We start from the raw sequence: 14,540 nt of genomic DNA on the forward strand, positions 1-14,540 counted from the left end.
TCTCGACGCCAGTGCGGGTAATAACGCGGACCTTTGCCGATAGGCACGTTGGCCGACCGCAAGATTAGCGACGGCGCATCTCTGCGCGCCATCGAACCCCGGCGAAGGTCGCCCCCGTGATCAAACTGACACCCCCGGCAACGAAGGCTCGACGCAAAGCCGTTATCCACCCCAGCAGGGTTAGGTGTCCGTCCACCAGCGTGTCGCCAGCGGGATTCCACGCCGTGAGATTGCCCCGGTCGCCTGGAACGTGCCAGCCGACCTCGAACAGCAATACGCAGGCGAAGCTCAGCCCGATCAGCCACAGAATTAGTCGTAGATCACCGCCGCAGCCGGGCCAGCGATCATTCAAAAGCGCCGAAGCCGCCAAGCCCGAAACAAAGATGGCGAAGAGCGTCGCGCAGACAAACACCGCTGTCTTCGCGGAATCGCTGCCGGCCGGATAGCAAGGCAGCATCCAATCATCGACCGGATTGCGGACGAGCAGCACCCATCCACTGATCGCCGTGGCGACGGTAGCCGCGACTAACACCGCCCCGGCGAAAACGGCTGTGTCCGATGACCTTGGCGATGACATGAGGCGCTCCTCGACCGCTCACGCCTCCTTACTGACGCAAGATGCAAGGAGGATGCAGGCGCGGTGGAGATCAGGCCTCAGCTCCCCGCCGCAAACTCTCGCACGAAGGCCTTCACCGTTTCGGCGTCGGCCGGCAGGCGGTCGAACTTCTCGGGCTTCTTCGACAGGTCCGGCGTGGCGCGCGGCGTGGCCGGGGTGACGCCGGCGGCGGCCGCGACGGCTTCGGGGAACTTGGCCGGGTGGGCGGTCGAGAGCACCACGACCGGGGTCGTCGGATCGGCCAGGCGCAGCACGTTGGCGGCGGCCACGCCGACGGCGGTGTGCGGGTCGATGACCTCACCGGTCTCGTTCAGGGTCGACAGGATGGTCTTGGCGGTGTCGGCCTCGTTGACCGACGCGCCCTGGAACAGCTCGCGCATCTTGGCGAAGGCGCTGGGCGGGATGTCCAGCGCGCCCGTGCCCGCGAAGGCGCGGAAGGCGCGGCCGGTCTCGATGCCGTCGCGGCCCACGGCCTCGAAATACAGGCGCTCGAAGTTGGACGCGACCTGGATGTCCATGGCCGGGCTCTGGGTGGCGGCCACGGCGCCACGCGAATAGCGGCCTTCCTCGAAGGCCCGCGCCAGGATGTCGTTGCTGTTGGTCGCGGCCACGATCCGAGCGATCGGCAGGCCCATGCGGGTGGCGACATAGGCGGCGTAGGCGTCGCCGAAATTGCCGGTCGGCACCACGAAGGCCACCTTCCGCGCGGGCGCGCCCAGGGCGACGGCGGCGGTGAAGAAGTAGACGCTCTGGGCGGCGATCCGCGCCCAGTTGATCGAGTTGACGCCGGAAAGGTCAACGGCGTGGCGGAACTGATCGTCGGAGAAGGCCTGCTTGACGATGGCCTGGCAGTCGTCGAACGAGCCCTGGATCGAGACGCAGGCCACGTTCTTGTCGATCGCCGTGGTCATGAACCGACGCTGGACCTCGCTGATCCGGCCTTCGGGGAACAGGGCCACGATGCGGGCGTGCGCGCGGCCGCGGAAGGCCTCGACGGCCGCGCCGCCGGTGTCGCCCGAGGTGGCGCAGATGATGGTCATGGTCCGCGACTGGCGCGACAGCACGTAGTCGTAGAGCCGCCCCAGCAGCTGCATCGCCACGTCCTTGAACGCCAGGGTCGGGCCGTGGAACAGCTCCAGCAGGTAGCGGCCGGGGGCCAGTTGCTTCAGCGGCACGACGGCGGCGTGGGCGAAACTGGCATAGGCCTCGTCGCACATCTCGCGCAGGTCTTCGGCCGGCACGTCGTCGCCGACGAACTTGCCGATCACCGTGGCGGCGACCTGGGCGTAGGGCTGGCCGGCGAAGGCGGCGATCTCTTCAGGGCTGAAGGTCGGCCAGCGCTCGGGCACATAGAGGCCGCCGTCGGGCGCGAGGCCGGCCAGGACCGCGTCCAGGAAACCGATCGAGGGGGACTCGCCCCGGGTCGAGACGTAACGCATCAGGATCTCATCTTCCGCCAGAGCATGGCGGCATAGATAAACAGCAGGGTTACGGCAAGACCGAACCACGTCAGAGCGTATTCCAGGTGCCGATTGGAAATTTCTGCCGGCAGCGGCGCGGGGGTGACGCCGGGCGGAACGGGGGTCGCGGTCTCGACCATCAGGATGTAGGGCGCGGGCTTGTCGGCGGCGAAGCGGGCCACGGTGGCGGCGCGGTCGCCGCCCAGCTGCTTGGGGGCCATCAGCACCCCGACGGCCTGGGCCGGAGCGTAGAGGGTGACCGGCGTCGGGGCCGACTGGCCGGTCAGGGCCTTGACCACGCCCAGGTCGAGCAGGATCGCGCCGTAGCCGGCGGCGGAGTCGGAGGTTTGCTGGCAAATCGCGGTGGCGCGCCAGACGATGTCGCCGTCGCGCACGCCATAGACCAGGGGCAGGGTTTGCGGCTTGTCCGACGAACACGCGACGGAGACCCGGGTCCAGGCAACGTCCTCGCCCTTCTCGGCGCGGGTCATGACGGCGGCCAGGGGCTGGGCCGGCGCGGTCTTGAGCACCTCGATCCGGGCCAGCAGGTCTTCCTTCCAGGCCAGGCGCTTGAGCTGCCAGACGCCCAGGCCGCACAGGATGCCGAAGGCGATCAGGGTGGCGATCGTCAGGCCGAACGGGAAGCGGCGATCTTTCGGAACGGAAGCGTCAGACATCGTGGCGGCCAGCTTCGGAGGCTTTGTTGGCGATCTGGGCGGCGACCATCAGGCCCTTGGCCGGCCGCATCATCCCCAGGCACAGGACCAGGGTGACCGGCAGCCAGACGACCAGCAGCAGCCAGATCGGCCAGTTGAAGGCGAACATCGAAAACAGCGCCCCGAAGGCGCACAGGGCCCCGCCGATCAGGATCACGAAGGTCGAGGCCCCGTCGCCGGTCTCATAGGCCCCCAGGTCGAAGCCGCAGGCCTCGCAGGTCTTGGACACCTTCAGGAACCCGTCGAACAGCATCCCCTCGCCGCAGTGCGGACAGCGGCCGGTCGCGCCGGCGAGGTAGGGATTCACTTGGGTCATGGGCCTTACTTACACCGCGCCAATCCAGAAACGAAAAAGGCCCGGAACACCGTCTGGCGTTCCGGGCCTCTCGAGGTCTTTCGATCTAGTGGCCCGAGGCCCCGAAGATCACGTAGACGAAGGCGAACAGGAACAGCCAGACCACGTCGACGAAGTGCCAGTACCAGGCGGCGGCCTCGAAGCCGAAGTGCTGCTTGGGCGTGAAGGCGCCGTTCAGCAGGCGGATCAGGCAGACGATCAGGAACAGGGTGCCGACGAACACGTGGAAGCCGTGGAAGCCGGTGGCCAGGAAGAAGGTCGACCCGTAGAGGCCCGAATTGGCGGCCGCTTCCGAGTAGAACAGGTGCTCGTGGTTGATGTGGCTGTACTCGTAGATCTGGATCGTCGTGAACAGCGCGCCCAGCAGGATGGTCAGGATCAGGCCCCACTTGGCGCCGTTGCGGTCGCCCTGCTGCAGGGCGTGGTGCGACCAGGTGATGGTCGTGCCCGACAGCAGCAGGGTCAGGGTGTTGACCAGCGGCAGGTGCCAGGGCGAGACGGCTTCGACGCCGGCAGGCGGCCAGGTGGCCCAGGCCGTGCGGACCTCCTCGATGCCCGACAGGGTGCGGTGATGGTGGAACAGGGCCATCTCGAAGAAGATCCAGAACCACGCCACGAAGAACATCACTTCCGAAGCGATGAACAGCACCATGCCGTAGCGCAGGCCAATCGAGACGACGGGGGTGTGGTCGCCGGCGTTGGCTTCCTTCACCACGTCGCGCCACCAGCCGAACATGGTGTAGAGCACGCCGGCCAGGCCGGTCGCGAACAGCCACCACTGGCCCTTCTCGATGCCGAAGACGCCGCCCTTGATCCAGGCGATCAGGCCGATGGCCATGATCGTGGCCGAGGCCGAGCCGACGAACGGCCACGGGCTGGGGGGCAGGATGTGATAGTCGTGTTTGACGGCGCCGTGGGCCATGTGCGTGCTAACCCTTTAATCCCTCGAAACGCATCGACCGGTCCCCCCGCCGACACGCCATGTGTGAAACGCTATAGCGCCCTCGGCGGCTTGCCGCCAAGGGGTTCGACGATGCGCGGCGGTGTCGCCGCCTGTTTCGTCCCGGCGGCGTCAGGAACGGCCGGGAAGAAGGTGTACGAAAGCGTGATCGTCGACTTGTCCTTGGTGTCGGCGTCGGTGACGAAGCCGGGGTCGACGAAGTAGACGACCGGGAACTCGACCGTCTGGCCCGGTTCGATCGTCTGGTTGGAGAAACAGAAGCATTCCAGCTTCTGGAAATAGGCGCCGGCCTGCTCGGGCACGACATTGTAGAGCGCCCGGCCGGTCATCGGCTTGTCGCCCTTGTTGGTCACCTTGAAGAAGGCCAGGCCAGTATCGCCGATGCGGATTTGCTGGCTGGTCTGCATGGGCTGGAAGTCCCAGGGCAGGGTCCGGACGTTGGCGTCGAATCGAATCTCGACCTTGCGGTCCAGCACCTTGGTCGGCTTGGCCACGGCCTTGCGGACCGTGCCGTCGAAGCCGGTGGCCTGGCAGAACAGCTTGTAGAGCGGCACCGCCGCATAGGCCGCGCCGACCATGCCGAAGAAGGCGACGACGCACAGCACCGCCACCTTGCCGTGGCTGCGCTTGGGCGGCCGCTCGGCGGTGCCGGCCTTGTTGTCAGCCTCGATCTTGGCGAGGTCTTCGGGCGACAGGTCGTCCTTAGAAGTGAGGCCCAACATTGCCTCCCAGCTTCACGACGGTGACCACGAACACCAGGACGACGAACGCCGCCAGGCCCAGACCCAGGGCGATGTTGCGAAGGCCGCGAGCCTTCACGGCCGGATCGATGTCCTTACGGGTCACAGCGGCAACTCCAGCACTTTCAAGCCCAGCACCGCCTCGGCCAGCAGGGCCGCGAACAGGGCGAACAGATAGAGGATCGAGAAGGCGAACAGGTTGCGGGCGTGGCGGGCGTCGCCGACCGGCTTGCCGCGCTTGGCCTCCGTCTCGCCGACCTCGTAGAGATCGCGATCGGCCGGGCGCGGATCGGCGGCGTCGCCGGCCGTACTGCGGAAGACCCGGAAGGCCAGCGTCAGGAACACAAGACCCCCAAGACCAGAGACCGCCAGATAGAGCCAGCCGCCCAGGCCGGTGAACACCGGGGCCAGGCAGACCGGGATCAGGATCAGGCTGTAGATCAGGACCTGCTTGCGGGTTTCCTTGGCGCCCTTGACCACCGGCAGCATCGGCACGCCAGCCTTGGCGTAGTCGGTGCTGATGTACAGCGACAGGGCCCAGAAGTGCGGCGGGGTCCACAGGAAGATGATCAGCACCATCAGCCAGGCGTTCAGCGGCGCGTGGCCCGTGGCCGCGGCCCAGCCGATGGCGGGCGGCAGGGCGCCGGCCAGGCCGCCGATGACGATGTTCTGGGCCGTCCAGCGCTTGAGCCACATGGTGTAGACCACCGCGTAGAAGACGATGGTGAAGGCCAGCAGGCCGGCGGCCAGCCAGTTGATCGCCACGCCCATCAGCATGACCGACAGGATGGACAGCACCACGCCCAGGGTGGCGGCTTCCTCGCCCTTGACCAGGCCGGCGGGCACCGGTCGGCCGCGCGTGCGGCGCATCTTGGCGTCGATGTCGGCGTCGTACCACATGTTCAGCGCGCCCGAGGCCCCGGCCCCGACGGCGATGCAGAACACCGCCACCGCGCCCAGCAGGGGGTGGATCGGCGTGCGGGCGGCCAGAAGGCCCGTGAGCGCGGTGAAGACGACGAGCGACATCACCCGCGGCTTCATCAACTGGAAATAGTCCTGCCAACGGGCGTGGCGGACCGTCTCGGTCGCCTCTTCGTCGGGGGTCAGGACAGTTGAACGGGCCATTTTACTTAAGGGATCTTCAAGTCTGGATGGGCGAAGGGCGCGGGCTGGATTCTCATCCGGCCCGCGCCCCCGCGTTTTGCGTGTCTAGTCTACCAGGATCAGTGGCTGTCGGCCTTGATGACCGGCGGATCGCTGAACTGGTGGAAGGGCGGCGGCGAGGACAGGGTCCATTCCAGGGTGGTGGCGCCTTCGCCCCACGGATTGGCCTGCGCCGGACGACGGCGGATGGCGGCCTCGATCAGGATGACCAGGAACACCAGCACGCCCACGGCCGTGATCGCGTAGCCGACCGACGAGACGTAGTTCCAGTGCGCGAAGGCGACCGGGTAGTCCACGTAGCGGCGCGGCATGCCCTGCAGGCCCAGGAAGTGCTGCGGGAAGAAGATCAGGTTGACGCCGACGAACATGATCCAGAACTGCACGCAGCCCAGGAACTCGTTGTACTTCACGCCCCACATCTTCTCGAACCAGTAGAAGAAGCCGGCGAAGATGGCGAACACCGCGCCCAGCGACAGCACGTAGTGGAAGTGGGCGACGACGTAGTAGGTGTCGTGCAGGCTGTAGTCGATGCCGGCGTTCGACAGGACCACGCCGGTCACGCCGCCGACGGTGAACAGGAAGATGAAGCCGATCGCCCACAGCATGGGCGTCTTGAAGCTGATCGAACCGCCCCACATCGTGGCGATCCACGAGAAGATCTTCACGCCGGTGGGCACCGCGATGACCATCGTGGCGGCCACGAAGTAGGCGCGCAGGTTGATGCTCATGCCGACGGTGTACATGTGGTGCGCCCACACGATGAAGCCGACGAAGCCGATGGCGACCATGGCGTAGGCCATCGCCAGGTAGCCGAAGATCGGCTTCTTGGAGAAGGTCGAGACGATGTGGCTGATGATGCCGAAGCCTGGCAGGATCAGGATGTACACTTCCGGGTGACCGAAGAACCAGAACAGGTGCTGGAACATGACGGGGTCGCCGCCGGCGGCCGGGTCGAAGAAGTGGGTGCCGAAGTTACGGTCGGTCAGCAGCATGGTGATGGCGCCGGCCAGGACGGGCAGCGACAGCAGCAGCAGGAAGGCGGTGATCAGCACCGACCAGGCGAACAGCGGCATGCGGTGCAGGGTCATGCCCGGCGCGCGCATGTTGAAGATCGTGGTGATGAAGTTGATCGCGCCGAGGATCGACGAGGCGCCGGCCAAGTGGAGGGCCAGGATCGCCAGGTCCATCGAGGGTCCGGTGTGGCCGGTGGTCGACAGCGGCGGATAGATCGTCCAGCCGCCGCCGAAGCCGCGGCCCGGGCCGCCGTCGACGAACATCGAGGTCAGCAGCAGGCACCAGGCGGCGACCAGCAGCCAGAACGAGATGTTGTTCATGCGCGGGAAGGCCATGTCCGGCGCGCCGATCATGATCGGGACGAACCAGTTGCCGAACCCGCCGATCATCGCCGGCATGACCATGAAGAAGATCATGATCAGGGCGTGGGCGGTGACGACGGCGTTGTAGCCGTGCTTGGACTGCTCGACGAGGCCCAGCAGGCTGATCGACGAGTTGGGGCCGAAGATCTGGATGCCCGGCTCGGCCAGCTCCCAGCGGATCAGGCCCGACAGCGCGCCGCCCACCAGGCCCGCCATGATGGCGAACAGGATGTACAGCGTGCCGATGTCCTTGTGGTTGGTCGAGAAGAACCAACGCTGGAAGAAGGGCGGCTTGTCGTCGGCGCCATGGGCGTCGTGGTGATCGATGTCAGCGGCGTGAGCCATCGGACTTAATCCTGCAATCGTATCTTAGGCCGCCGGCGCGGCGGGAGCCGCGGCCGGAGCGGAAGCGGGGGCGGTCGCGGCCGGGGTCACGGCGGCGGGAGCGCCAGCGGCGGGGGCCGGAGCGGCGGCGGCCGTGGCGGCCGGCGCGGGCGAGGTCTTGGTCTTCACCCAGGCGTCGAAGTCGGCCTGGCTGACGACGTGGATCTCGATCGGCATGTTCGAGTGGTCGACGCCGCAGAGTTCCGAGCACTGGCCGTAATAGACGCCGATCGTGTCGGCCTTGAACCAGGTTTCGTTCAGGCGGCCCGGAATGGCGTCGGTCTTCAGGCCGAAGGCCGGCAGGGCGAAGGCGTGGATCACGTCGGCGCCGGTGACTTGCACGCGGATGACCTGATTGACCGGAACGACCATCGGCTTGTCGGCGGCCAGCAGGTACGGCACGCCCTTGGCGGCGGCCTCTTCCTTCTTCAGCGGCACCGAGGTGATCTCGCTGATCTTCTGGTCGGGATACTCATAGCCCCAGTACCACTGGTAGCCGGTGGCCTTCACCGTCAGGTACGGCTTGGGCATGTCGTTGTAGGCGAACAGCAGCCGGAACGAGAAGATCGCGATGATCATCAGGATCAGCACTGGGCCGATCGTCCAGATGATCTCGACGGTGGTGTTGTGGCTGAACTTGGCCGGGACCGGGTTGGCCTTGGCGTTGTAGCGGACGACGATCCAGATCAGCAGGCCCAGCACCAGCAGGGTGATGAGCGTGATGATCGGCATCAGCACGTGGTTGTGGAAGGCGATCGCCTCGTACTTCAGCGGCGAGGCCGCGCGCTGAAGGTCATAGGCGCCGGGGGTCGGCTGACCCAGCAATTCGGCGCCCTTGGCGAGGGCTTCCCCCGCGAACACGCCCGAAAGGGCCATCGTCGTGGCGGCGACGGCGGCTACGCCCGTCAACTTCCGCCGCATCCCCTGAATTTGCGCCTTCATATCCCTCACGGCCCGTTTCGGCGGCGATTTGGCGTCGCAATCAACCCACGCCGCGCCGACATGCACAATACGACCAGCGACACGGGGCTTAGGCAATCGACTTCGTCAGGCGACGGGGAATCGACGGTCCGGCCCCGGCGTCTCTGGCCGGTCGCTGGCGTGCATACGCGCTCCAATCCCCGTTGCCAAGCACCAGAGGCGTTCGCCCGAACGCCTTGCGCGGAGCCAGGGCGCCCCACCTGCGAACCACTCTTAACAAGGACCGTTTCGGGGCGTATTCGGAGCCCTTCCAGCTTACGTACCATTACTAACATGTAATGACAGCTACCTTGCAATGGGCACTACCTTGCGTCACAAGAGTGCTCAGCAACGGGAACCTGACACCGTGACAGAAGCCATTGAAGTTCAACTGAAGAAAGGCGTGCTGGCGCTGTGCGTGCTGGCCCTGCTGTCGAAGGCCGACAGCTACGCCTACGAAATCGCCAGCAAGCTCGCCAAGGATATCGATATGGGGGAAGGGACGATCTACCCGCTCATGCGCCGCATGCAGTCGGACGGCCAGGTCGAGACCTATCTGGTGGAATCCCAGAGCGGTCCGCCGCGCAAATACTACCGCCTGACCGAGGCCGGTCGGGCCAGTTTCACGGCCCAGAAAGCCGAATGGGCGGCCTTCGTCTCGGCCGTCGACAACATCCTGGGAGCCGCCGCATGACGCGCGCCGAATTCCTCACCCGCCTCAAGCGCGGGCTGGCGGGCCTGCCCGCCGCCCAGATCGCCGACATCGTCGCCGACTACGAGGCCCACTTCAACGACGCCCAGGAAGCCGGGCGCAGCGAGAGCGAAGTGGCCGCCGCGCTTGGCGAACCCGAAAGACTTGCCCGAGAACAGCGCGCCGAGCAGGGCGTCAAGCGCTGGGAAGAGACCAAGAACCCGTCCGCCGCCGCCGGGGCGATATTCGCCATCCTCGGCCTGGGCGCGATCGACATCATCTTCCTGCTGCCCCTGCTGATGGGCGTGCTGGGGACGCTGTTCGCCTTCTTCATGGCCGCCATCGGCGTGTTCGTGGCCGGCGGCGTGGTGGCGACCGCCGGACCGTTCGCCGGACCGCCCGGCGGCCCCGCCGTCGCCTTCCTGCTGGGCATCGGCCTGATGGCCGGCGCCACGGCCCTGGCCGCCGTCACCACCCTGCTGACCATCGCCCTGGTCAACGGCCTGGTCTGGTTCGGCCGCCTTCACTACCGGCTGCTGAAGCCGGCCATCGAAACCCAGGTCTGAGGGGACCGTCATGATCCGCAACCTGACCATCGTCGCCGTCGCCAGCTTCGTGCTCTGCGTCGGCTGCTTCGCCGGGGCCTTCGCGCTCGGCGGCCGCGACATCATCAAGAACGGCTGGAACTTCCCGGCCGACTGGAACATCGACATCAGCGACGACAACGACCGCATCCACGTCGGTCCGGGCTCGACCCGCGTCGACAACGGCGAGACCACCACCCGCCAGATCGTCTGGAGCGGCGGCGACGCCCTGCAGGTCGACGTGCCCGCCGAGGTGATCTTCACCCAGGCCGCGCCGGGCGCGGGCGGCAGCGTCAAGGTGACCGGCCCCCAGCGCCTGGTCGACCAGGTGACCGTCCAGAACGGCCGCATCGCCCTGCGCGACGAAGCCGGCGGTACGATCTCTTTCCACGGGCACGGCATGCATGTCAGCCGCGACAGCGACCAGCTCTCGGTCGAGATCGTCGCTCCGGGCGTGCGCAGCTTCACCCTGAACGGCAGCGGCGACCTCTATCTGAAGGCCTATGACCAGCCCGACGTCGTGTTCGAGATCAACGGCAGCGGCAATGTCGAGGCCCAGGGCAAGACCAAGAAAGTCGATCTGCGGGTCTCCGGGTCCGGCGAGGCCGACCTGCGGAGCCTGGACACTGGCGACGCCAAGATCGCCCTGGCCGGCAGCGGCGAGGCCCATGTCGCTCCGCACGGCGCGGCCGAGGTCGACGTGGCCGGCAGCGGCGACGTCTACCTGACCAGCAAGCCGACCGTCCTCACCTCCAGCGTCGCCGGCTCCGGCGAGGTTCACCAGGACTGGTAGACCTTTGACCGCCTTTCCCTCCCCGCCAGGGGGAGGGAAAGACTTAATCTCCGGCGTCGAATCGTCGCCGGGGTGATGACGGACGCGGACGAAACGCCTACCTGTAAGTCATGACCGCTCCCATCACCGCCCCCTCCCTGCTCGCCGCCGCCGGCGTCGATCCCGAACGCGCCCGCGCCATCCTGGGCGAGGCCCTGGCCGGCGCCGACGACGGGGAGCTGTTCGTCGAACGCTCCGAGAGCGAGGCCTTCGTGTTCGACGACGGCCGCCTGAAGAGCGCCTCCTACGATTCGGGCGAGGGCTTCGGCCTGCGCGTGGTGGCCGGCGAAACGGCCGGCTACGCCCACTCCGCCGAGATCTCCGAAGCCGCACTGGGCCGCGCCGCCGATTCCGCCAAGCTGGCCCGCCGCGGCTATGCCGGCGTCAGCGCCGAGGCTCCGCGCGCCACCAACGAACGTCTCTATGGCGAGGACGACCCGGTCGCCTCCCCCGCCTTCTCCGACAAGGTCTCGCTGCTGCAGGAGATCGACGCCTTCGCCCGGGCCCGCGATCCGCGCGTGGTGCAGGTGATGGCCTCGATGGCCGGCGAGCGCCGCGTGGTCGAGATCCTGCGCGCCGACGGCCGGCTGCTGCGCGACGTGCGGCCGCTGGTCCGCGTCAATGTCCAGGTCACGGTCGAGAAGGACGGCAAGCGCGAGGCTGGATCCTCGGGCGCCGGCGGCCGCGCCGGCTTCGCCGCCTGGATCAGCCCCGACAAGTGGCGGGAGCAGGTCGACGAGGCCCTGCGCATGGCGCTCGTGAACCTCGACGCCGTGGCCTGCCCGGCCGGCGAGATGGACGTGGTGCTCGGCCCGGGCTGGAACGGCGTGCTGCTGCACGAGGCCGTCGGCCACGGCCTGGAAGGCGACTTCAACCGCAAGGGCATCAGCGCCTTTTCCGGCCGCATCGGCGAGCGCGTGGCCGCCAAGGGCGTGACCGTGTTCGACGACGGCTCGATCCCCGGCCGCCGGGGCTCGCTGACCATCGACGACGAGGGCACGCCCACCGAACGCACCGTGCTGATCGAGGACGGGATCCTGGTCGGCTACATGCACGACCGGATGAGCGCCCGCCTGATGGGCATGGCCGCCACCGGCAACGGCCGCCGCCAGTCCTACGCCCACATGCCCATGCCGCGCATGACCAACACCGGCATGCTGGCGGGTAACGACGACCCGGCCGAGATGATCGCCTCGATGAAGCGCGGCCTCTACTGCGCCAATTTCGGCGGCGGCCAGGTCGACATCACCAACGGCAAGTTCGTCTTCCAGTGCACCGAGGCCTATCTGGTCGAGGACGGCAAGATCACCGCCCCGGTCAAGGGCGCGACCCTGATCGGCGATGGCCCCTCGGCCCTGACCAAGGTGACGATGATCGGCAACGACTTCGACTTCGACCCCGGCATCGGCGTCTGCGGCAAGTCGGGCCAGGGCGTGCCGGTCGGCGTGGGCCAGCCCTCGCTGAAGATCACCGGCCTGACGGTGGGCGGGACGGCGGTTTAGCCGCAAACCTCTGTGAAAATTGATGTTTTCGCCCATCGCCAAGGTGATCGGCGGAAACATTTCACAATTGTAACCTACCTTTCGGTTTTGTAACTAGCTCCAGTGCATGCGCACGGACAGGGTCGCGGCCAACAAAGCGGGGGCTTTGGGGGATACCGCGTCATGAGTCTCGCTTCCGTCGTCTTCGCCCTGGGATTGGCCGCGCCCGAGGCCCAGGCGGCCGCCACGTCGACGACGCCCGAAACCCCCGCGCCCGCCGCCGAGGCCGCCCGCGGCGTCATCAGCTATCCGCCCAGCTTCTTCGCCGAGCAACGCCCCAGCACCGCCCTGGACATGATCAACCGCCTGCCCGGCTTCCGGCTGGACAGCGGCGACAGCGCCCGCGGCTTCGCCGGCACGGCCGGCAACGTGCTGATCAACGGCGAGCGGCCCACCACCAAGAGCGAGAACCTCCAGGACATCCTGACCCGCATCTCGGCCTCGGCCGTCGAGCGCGTCGAGCTGATCCGGGGCGGCGCGCCCGGGATCGACATGCAGGGCCAGACCATCCTGGCCAATGTGGTGATCAAGTCGACCGTGCAGGTCGAGAAGGTCGCCAACATCCAGACCTATCTCTATCCGGACGGCCTGTTCGGCCCGCTGCTGGAGTTCCAGGCCTCGCGCCGCGACGGGATCAACCAGATCGAGGGCTCGCTGAAGGCCACGGTCGACCGCACCGACCAGACCTATGACGGCGGCGCGCGGGTCACCAGCTTTCCCGACGGCCGCCCGACCATCAAGGAAGCCCTCAAGGGCTACGACCAGATCCAGAACTACGCCGCGCGCGGCGCGATCCAGCGCGGGGTGCTGGGCGGAAAACTTCGCGTGAACGGCAAGCTCGAATACTTCTCGTACGACCGCGACGTCACCTACACCCAGTACGAACCGGGCCCCGGCCGCCAGATCAGCGGCGAGACCGACGCGGACTGGACCGGCGAGTTCGGCGCCCGTTACGATCGCAGGCTTTCGCCCCGCACCGACCTGCAGCTGGTGTTTCTGCAGAACCTGGGCGACGACACCTATGGCTCCACCCTCGTCAAGCCGGGCAATGACGAGGACTACCGCGAGCGCGACAAGACCGGCGAGAGCATCCTGCGCGCCGAGCTCAAGCAGCGCCGGTCCGACACCCTGTCGCTGGAGGGCAGCGTCGAGGGCGCCTACAACGTCCTGGACGGCGACGTCCGCCACCGGATCAACGCCGACACCACCCGCACTCAGACCAAGGTCGAGGAGCTGCGCGGCGAGGCGGCCGGCAAGGCCGTCTGGCGGGCCACCCCAAAGCTGACCGTCGAGGCCGGCGCCCGGATGGAGGTCTCGCGCATCACCCAGACCGGCGACACCGACCTGGAGCGCAGCTTCTTCTATCCCAAGCCCCGGGTGGTCGCGACCTGGAACCCCACCAGCGTCGACCAGCTGCGGGTGCGGGTCGAGCGCGAGGTCGGCCAGTTGGACTTCGGCGACTTCATCGCCTCGGCCGACCTGACGGCCGGCAGCCAGGACGGGGCCGACGCCAATCTGGAGCCCCAGCGCTCGTGGGTCGGCGAAGCAGCGTGGGAGCGGCGGTTCTGGGGGGCGGGCTCGATCTCGGCCACCCTGACCCACTCGGAAATCCAGGACGTGGTCGACTACAAGCCTATCGTCGGCGGCGGCGACGCGCCCAGCAACATCGGCGACGGCCGCTCCGACCAGTTCGTCATCGCCCTGACCGTGCCGACCCAGAGACTGGGTATCTCGGGCGGCCAGTTGAAGACGCGTTTTTCCTGGTTCGACAGCGAGGTCACCGACCCCGTCACCTTCGAAAAGCGCCGCATTACCAACGCCACGCCGTTCGTCTGCAATGTCAGCTTCACGCGCGACATGCCGGGCGGAAAATGGAGCTGGGGCGTCTCGACCAGCTGCGCGAACGAATACAGCCGTTTCCGCTTCAACGAGGTGCGCACCCAGCGCGCCGAGCAGTATTTCGAGGGCTTCGTCGAGTGGAAGCCGCGGCCCGACCTGACGGTGCGCACCACCCTGTCCAACTGGACCTCGCGCAACGTCACGCGCGAGCGGACGATCTACAAGGGCTCGCGCGCCGACAACGTCGTCGACAAAAACGAGTACCGCTCGCTGCCGTTCGAGCCGTACCTGTTCATCCAGGTCAGGAAGCGGTTGGGCTGA

General features: G+C 67.3%; 15 protein-coding genes. 5 read left to right on the top strand and 10 right to left on the bottom strand.

Going from position 1 to position 14,540, the window contains the following annotated elements; translation table 11 throughout:
* Positions 1-64 precede the first annotated feature (64 nt).
* The 10 genes from G3M62_RS21945 to coxB all read right to left on the bottom strand — a co-directional run bounded on the left by G3M62_RS21945 (position 65) and on the right by coxB (position 8,714).
* Positions 65-490 (bottom strand): hypothetical protein, encoded by a 426-nt coding sequence (locus tag G3M62_RS21945; protein ID WP_165190668.1) that lies wholly within the window; start codon positions 488-490, stop codon positions 65-67.
* Between the two features lie 164 nt (positions 491-654).
* Entirely contained in the window at positions 655-2,055 is a 1,401-nt protein-coding gene (gene thrC, locus G3M62_RS21950; RefSeq protein WP_165190669.1) for a threonine synthase, read from the bottom strand.
* Complete coding sequence (locus G3M62_RS21955) at positions 2,055-2,753, bottom strand: SURF1 family protein (RefSeq protein ID WP_165190670.1); 699 nt, start codon at positions 2,751-2,753, stop codon at positions 2,055-2,057. Before G3M62_RS21955 ends, thrC begins: the two co-directional genes overlap by 1 nt.
* The gene (locus tag G3M62_RS21960; protein WP_165190671.1) at positions 2,746-3,108 is read right to left on the bottom strand and encodes a DUF983 domain-containing protein; all 363 of its coding nucleotides are present in this window, start codon (positions 3,106-3,108) and stop codon (positions 2,746-2,748) included. Before G3M62_RS21960 ends, G3M62_RS21955 begins: the two co-directional genes overlap by 8 nt.
* An 85-nt stretch (positions 3,109-3,193) precedes the next feature.
* On the bottom strand, positions 3,194-4,069 hold the full coding sequence (locus G3M62_RS21965; protein WP_165190672.1) for a cytochrome c oxidase subunit 3: 876 nt from the start codon (positions 4,067-4,069) through the stop codon (positions 3,194-3,196).
* 71 nt (positions 4,070-4,140) lie between these two features.
* Complete coding sequence (locus G3M62_RS21970; RefSeq protein ID WP_165190673.1) at positions 4,141-4,830, bottom strand: cytochrome c oxidase assembly protein; 690 nt, start codon at positions 4,828-4,830, stop codon at positions 4,141-4,143.
* Positions 4,811-4,954 (bottom strand): hypothetical protein, encoded by a 144-nt coding sequence (locus G3M62_RS21975; RefSeq protein ID WP_165190674.1) that lies wholly within the window; start codon positions 4,952-4,954, stop codon positions 4,811-4,813. The genes G3M62_RS21970 and G3M62_RS21975 overlap by 20 nt, the downstream gene beginning before the upstream one ends.
* On the bottom strand, positions 4,951-5,973 hold the full coding sequence (cyoE, locus tag G3M62_RS21980; protein WP_165190675.1) for a heme o synthase: 1,023 nt from the start codon (positions 5,971-5,973) through the stop codon (positions 4,951-4,953). The genes G3M62_RS21975 and cyoE overlap by 4 nt, the downstream gene beginning before the upstream one ends.
* Positions 5,974-6,071: 98 nt before the next feature.
* Positions 6,072-7,733, bottom strand: coding sequence for a cytochrome c oxidase subunit I (gene ctaD, locus G3M62_RS21985; RefSeq protein WP_165190676.1), 1,662 nt, complete (start codon positions 7,731-7,733; stop codon positions 6,072-6,074).
* A 24-nt stretch (positions 7,734-7,757) separates the two neighbouring features.
* A complete protein-coding gene (gene coxB / locus G3M62_RS21990; RefSeq protein ID WP_165190677.1) occupies positions 7,758-8,714 on the bottom strand; it encodes a cytochrome c oxidase subunit II in 957 nt (318 codons plus the stop codon).
* A gap of 385 nt (positions 8,715-9,099) precedes the next feature.
* Between coxB and G3M62_RS21995 the strand changes: the two genes are divergently transcribed.
* From G3M62_RS21995 to G3M62_RS22015, 5 genes are all read left to right on the top strand, one after another.
* On the top strand, positions 9,100-9,426 hold the full coding sequence (locus G3M62_RS21995) for a PadR family transcriptional regulator (protein ID WP_028037416.1): 327 nt from the start codon (positions 9,100-9,102) through the stop codon (positions 9,424-9,426).
* Positions 9,423-9,989: a DUF1700 domain-containing protein gene (locus G3M62_RS22000; protein WP_165190678.1), complete on the top strand. Its 567-nt coding sequence runs from the start codon at positions 9,423-9,425 to the stop codon at positions 9,987-9,989. The genes G3M62_RS21995 and G3M62_RS22000 overlap by 4 nt, the downstream gene beginning before the upstream one ends.
* Before the next feature lie 10 nt (positions 9,990-9,999).
* Entirely contained in the window at positions 10,000-10,800 is an 801-nt protein-coding gene (locus G3M62_RS22005) for a GIN domain-containing protein (RefSeq protein WP_165190679.1), read from the top strand.
* Between the two features lie 110 nt (positions 10,801-10,910).
* Complete coding sequence (gene tldD / locus G3M62_RS22010; RefSeq protein WP_165190680.1) at positions 10,911-12,341, top strand: metalloprotease TldD; 1,431 nt, start codon at positions 10,911-10,913, stop codon at positions 12,339-12,341.
* Between the two features lie 162 nt (positions 12,342-12,503).
* Positions 12,504-14,540: a TonB-dependent receptor plug domain-containing protein gene (locus G3M62_RS22015; RefSeq protein ID WP_165190681.1), complete on the top strand. Its 2,037-nt coding sequence runs from the start codon at positions 12,504-12,506 to the stop codon at positions 14,538-14,540.

Origin of the sequence: Caulobacter soli (assembly GCF_011045195.1) — a bacterium.
GTDB lineage: Bacteria > Pseudomonadota > Alphaproteobacteria > Caulobacterales > Caulobacteraceae > Caulobacter > Caulobacter soli.

Bases quoted from the DNA above. Each gene is read 5' to 3' on its own strand.
- G3M62_RS21955 (WP_165190670.1), bottom strand. From the start codon at position 2,753: ATGTCTGACGCTTCCGTTCCGAAAGATCGCCGCTTCCCGTTCGGCCTG.
- G3M62_RS22015 (WP_165190681.1), top strand. From the start codon at position 12,504: ATGAGTCTCGCTTCCGTCGTCTTCGCCCTGGGATTGGCCGCGCCCGAG.
- tldD (WP_165190680.1), top strand. From the start codon at position 10,911: ATGACCGCTCCCATCACCGCCCCCTCCCTGCTCGCCGCCGCCGGCGTC.
- cyoE (WP_165190675.1), bottom strand. From the start codon at position 5,973: ATGGCCCGTTCAACTGTCCTGACCCCCGACGAAGAGGCGACCGAGACG.
- G3M62_RS22000 (WP_165190678.1), top strand. From the start codon at position 9,423: ATGACGCGCGCCGAATTCCTCACCCGCCTCAAGCGCGGGCTGGCGGGC.
- coxB (WP_165190677.1), bottom strand. From the start codon at position 8,714: ATGAAGGCGCAAATTCAGGGGATGCGGCGGAAGTTGACGGGCGTAGCC.
- G3M62_RS22005 (WP_165190679.1), top strand. From the start codon at position 10,000: ATGATCCGCAACCTGACCATCGTCGCCGTCGCCAGCTTCGTGCTCTGC.
- thrC (WP_165190669.1), bottom strand. From the start codon at position 2,055: ATGCGTTACGTCTCGACCCGGGGCGAGTCCCCCTCGATCGGTTTCCTG.
- G3M62_RS21960 (WP_165190671.1), bottom strand. From the start codon at position 3,108: ATGACCCAAGTGAATCCCTACCTCGCCGGCGCGACCGGCCGCTGTCCG.
- G3M62_RS21965 (WP_165190672.1), bottom strand. From the start codon at position 4,069: ATGGCCCACGGCGCCGTCAAACACGACTATCACATCCTGCCCCCCAGC.
- G3M62_RS21970 (WP_165190673.1), bottom strand. From the start codon at position 4,830: ATGTTGGGCCTCACTTCTAAGGACGACCTGTCGCCCGAAGACCTCGCC.
- ctaD (WP_165190676.1), bottom strand. From the start codon at position 7,733: ATGGCTCACGCCGCTGACATCGATCACCACGACGCCCATGGCGCCGAC.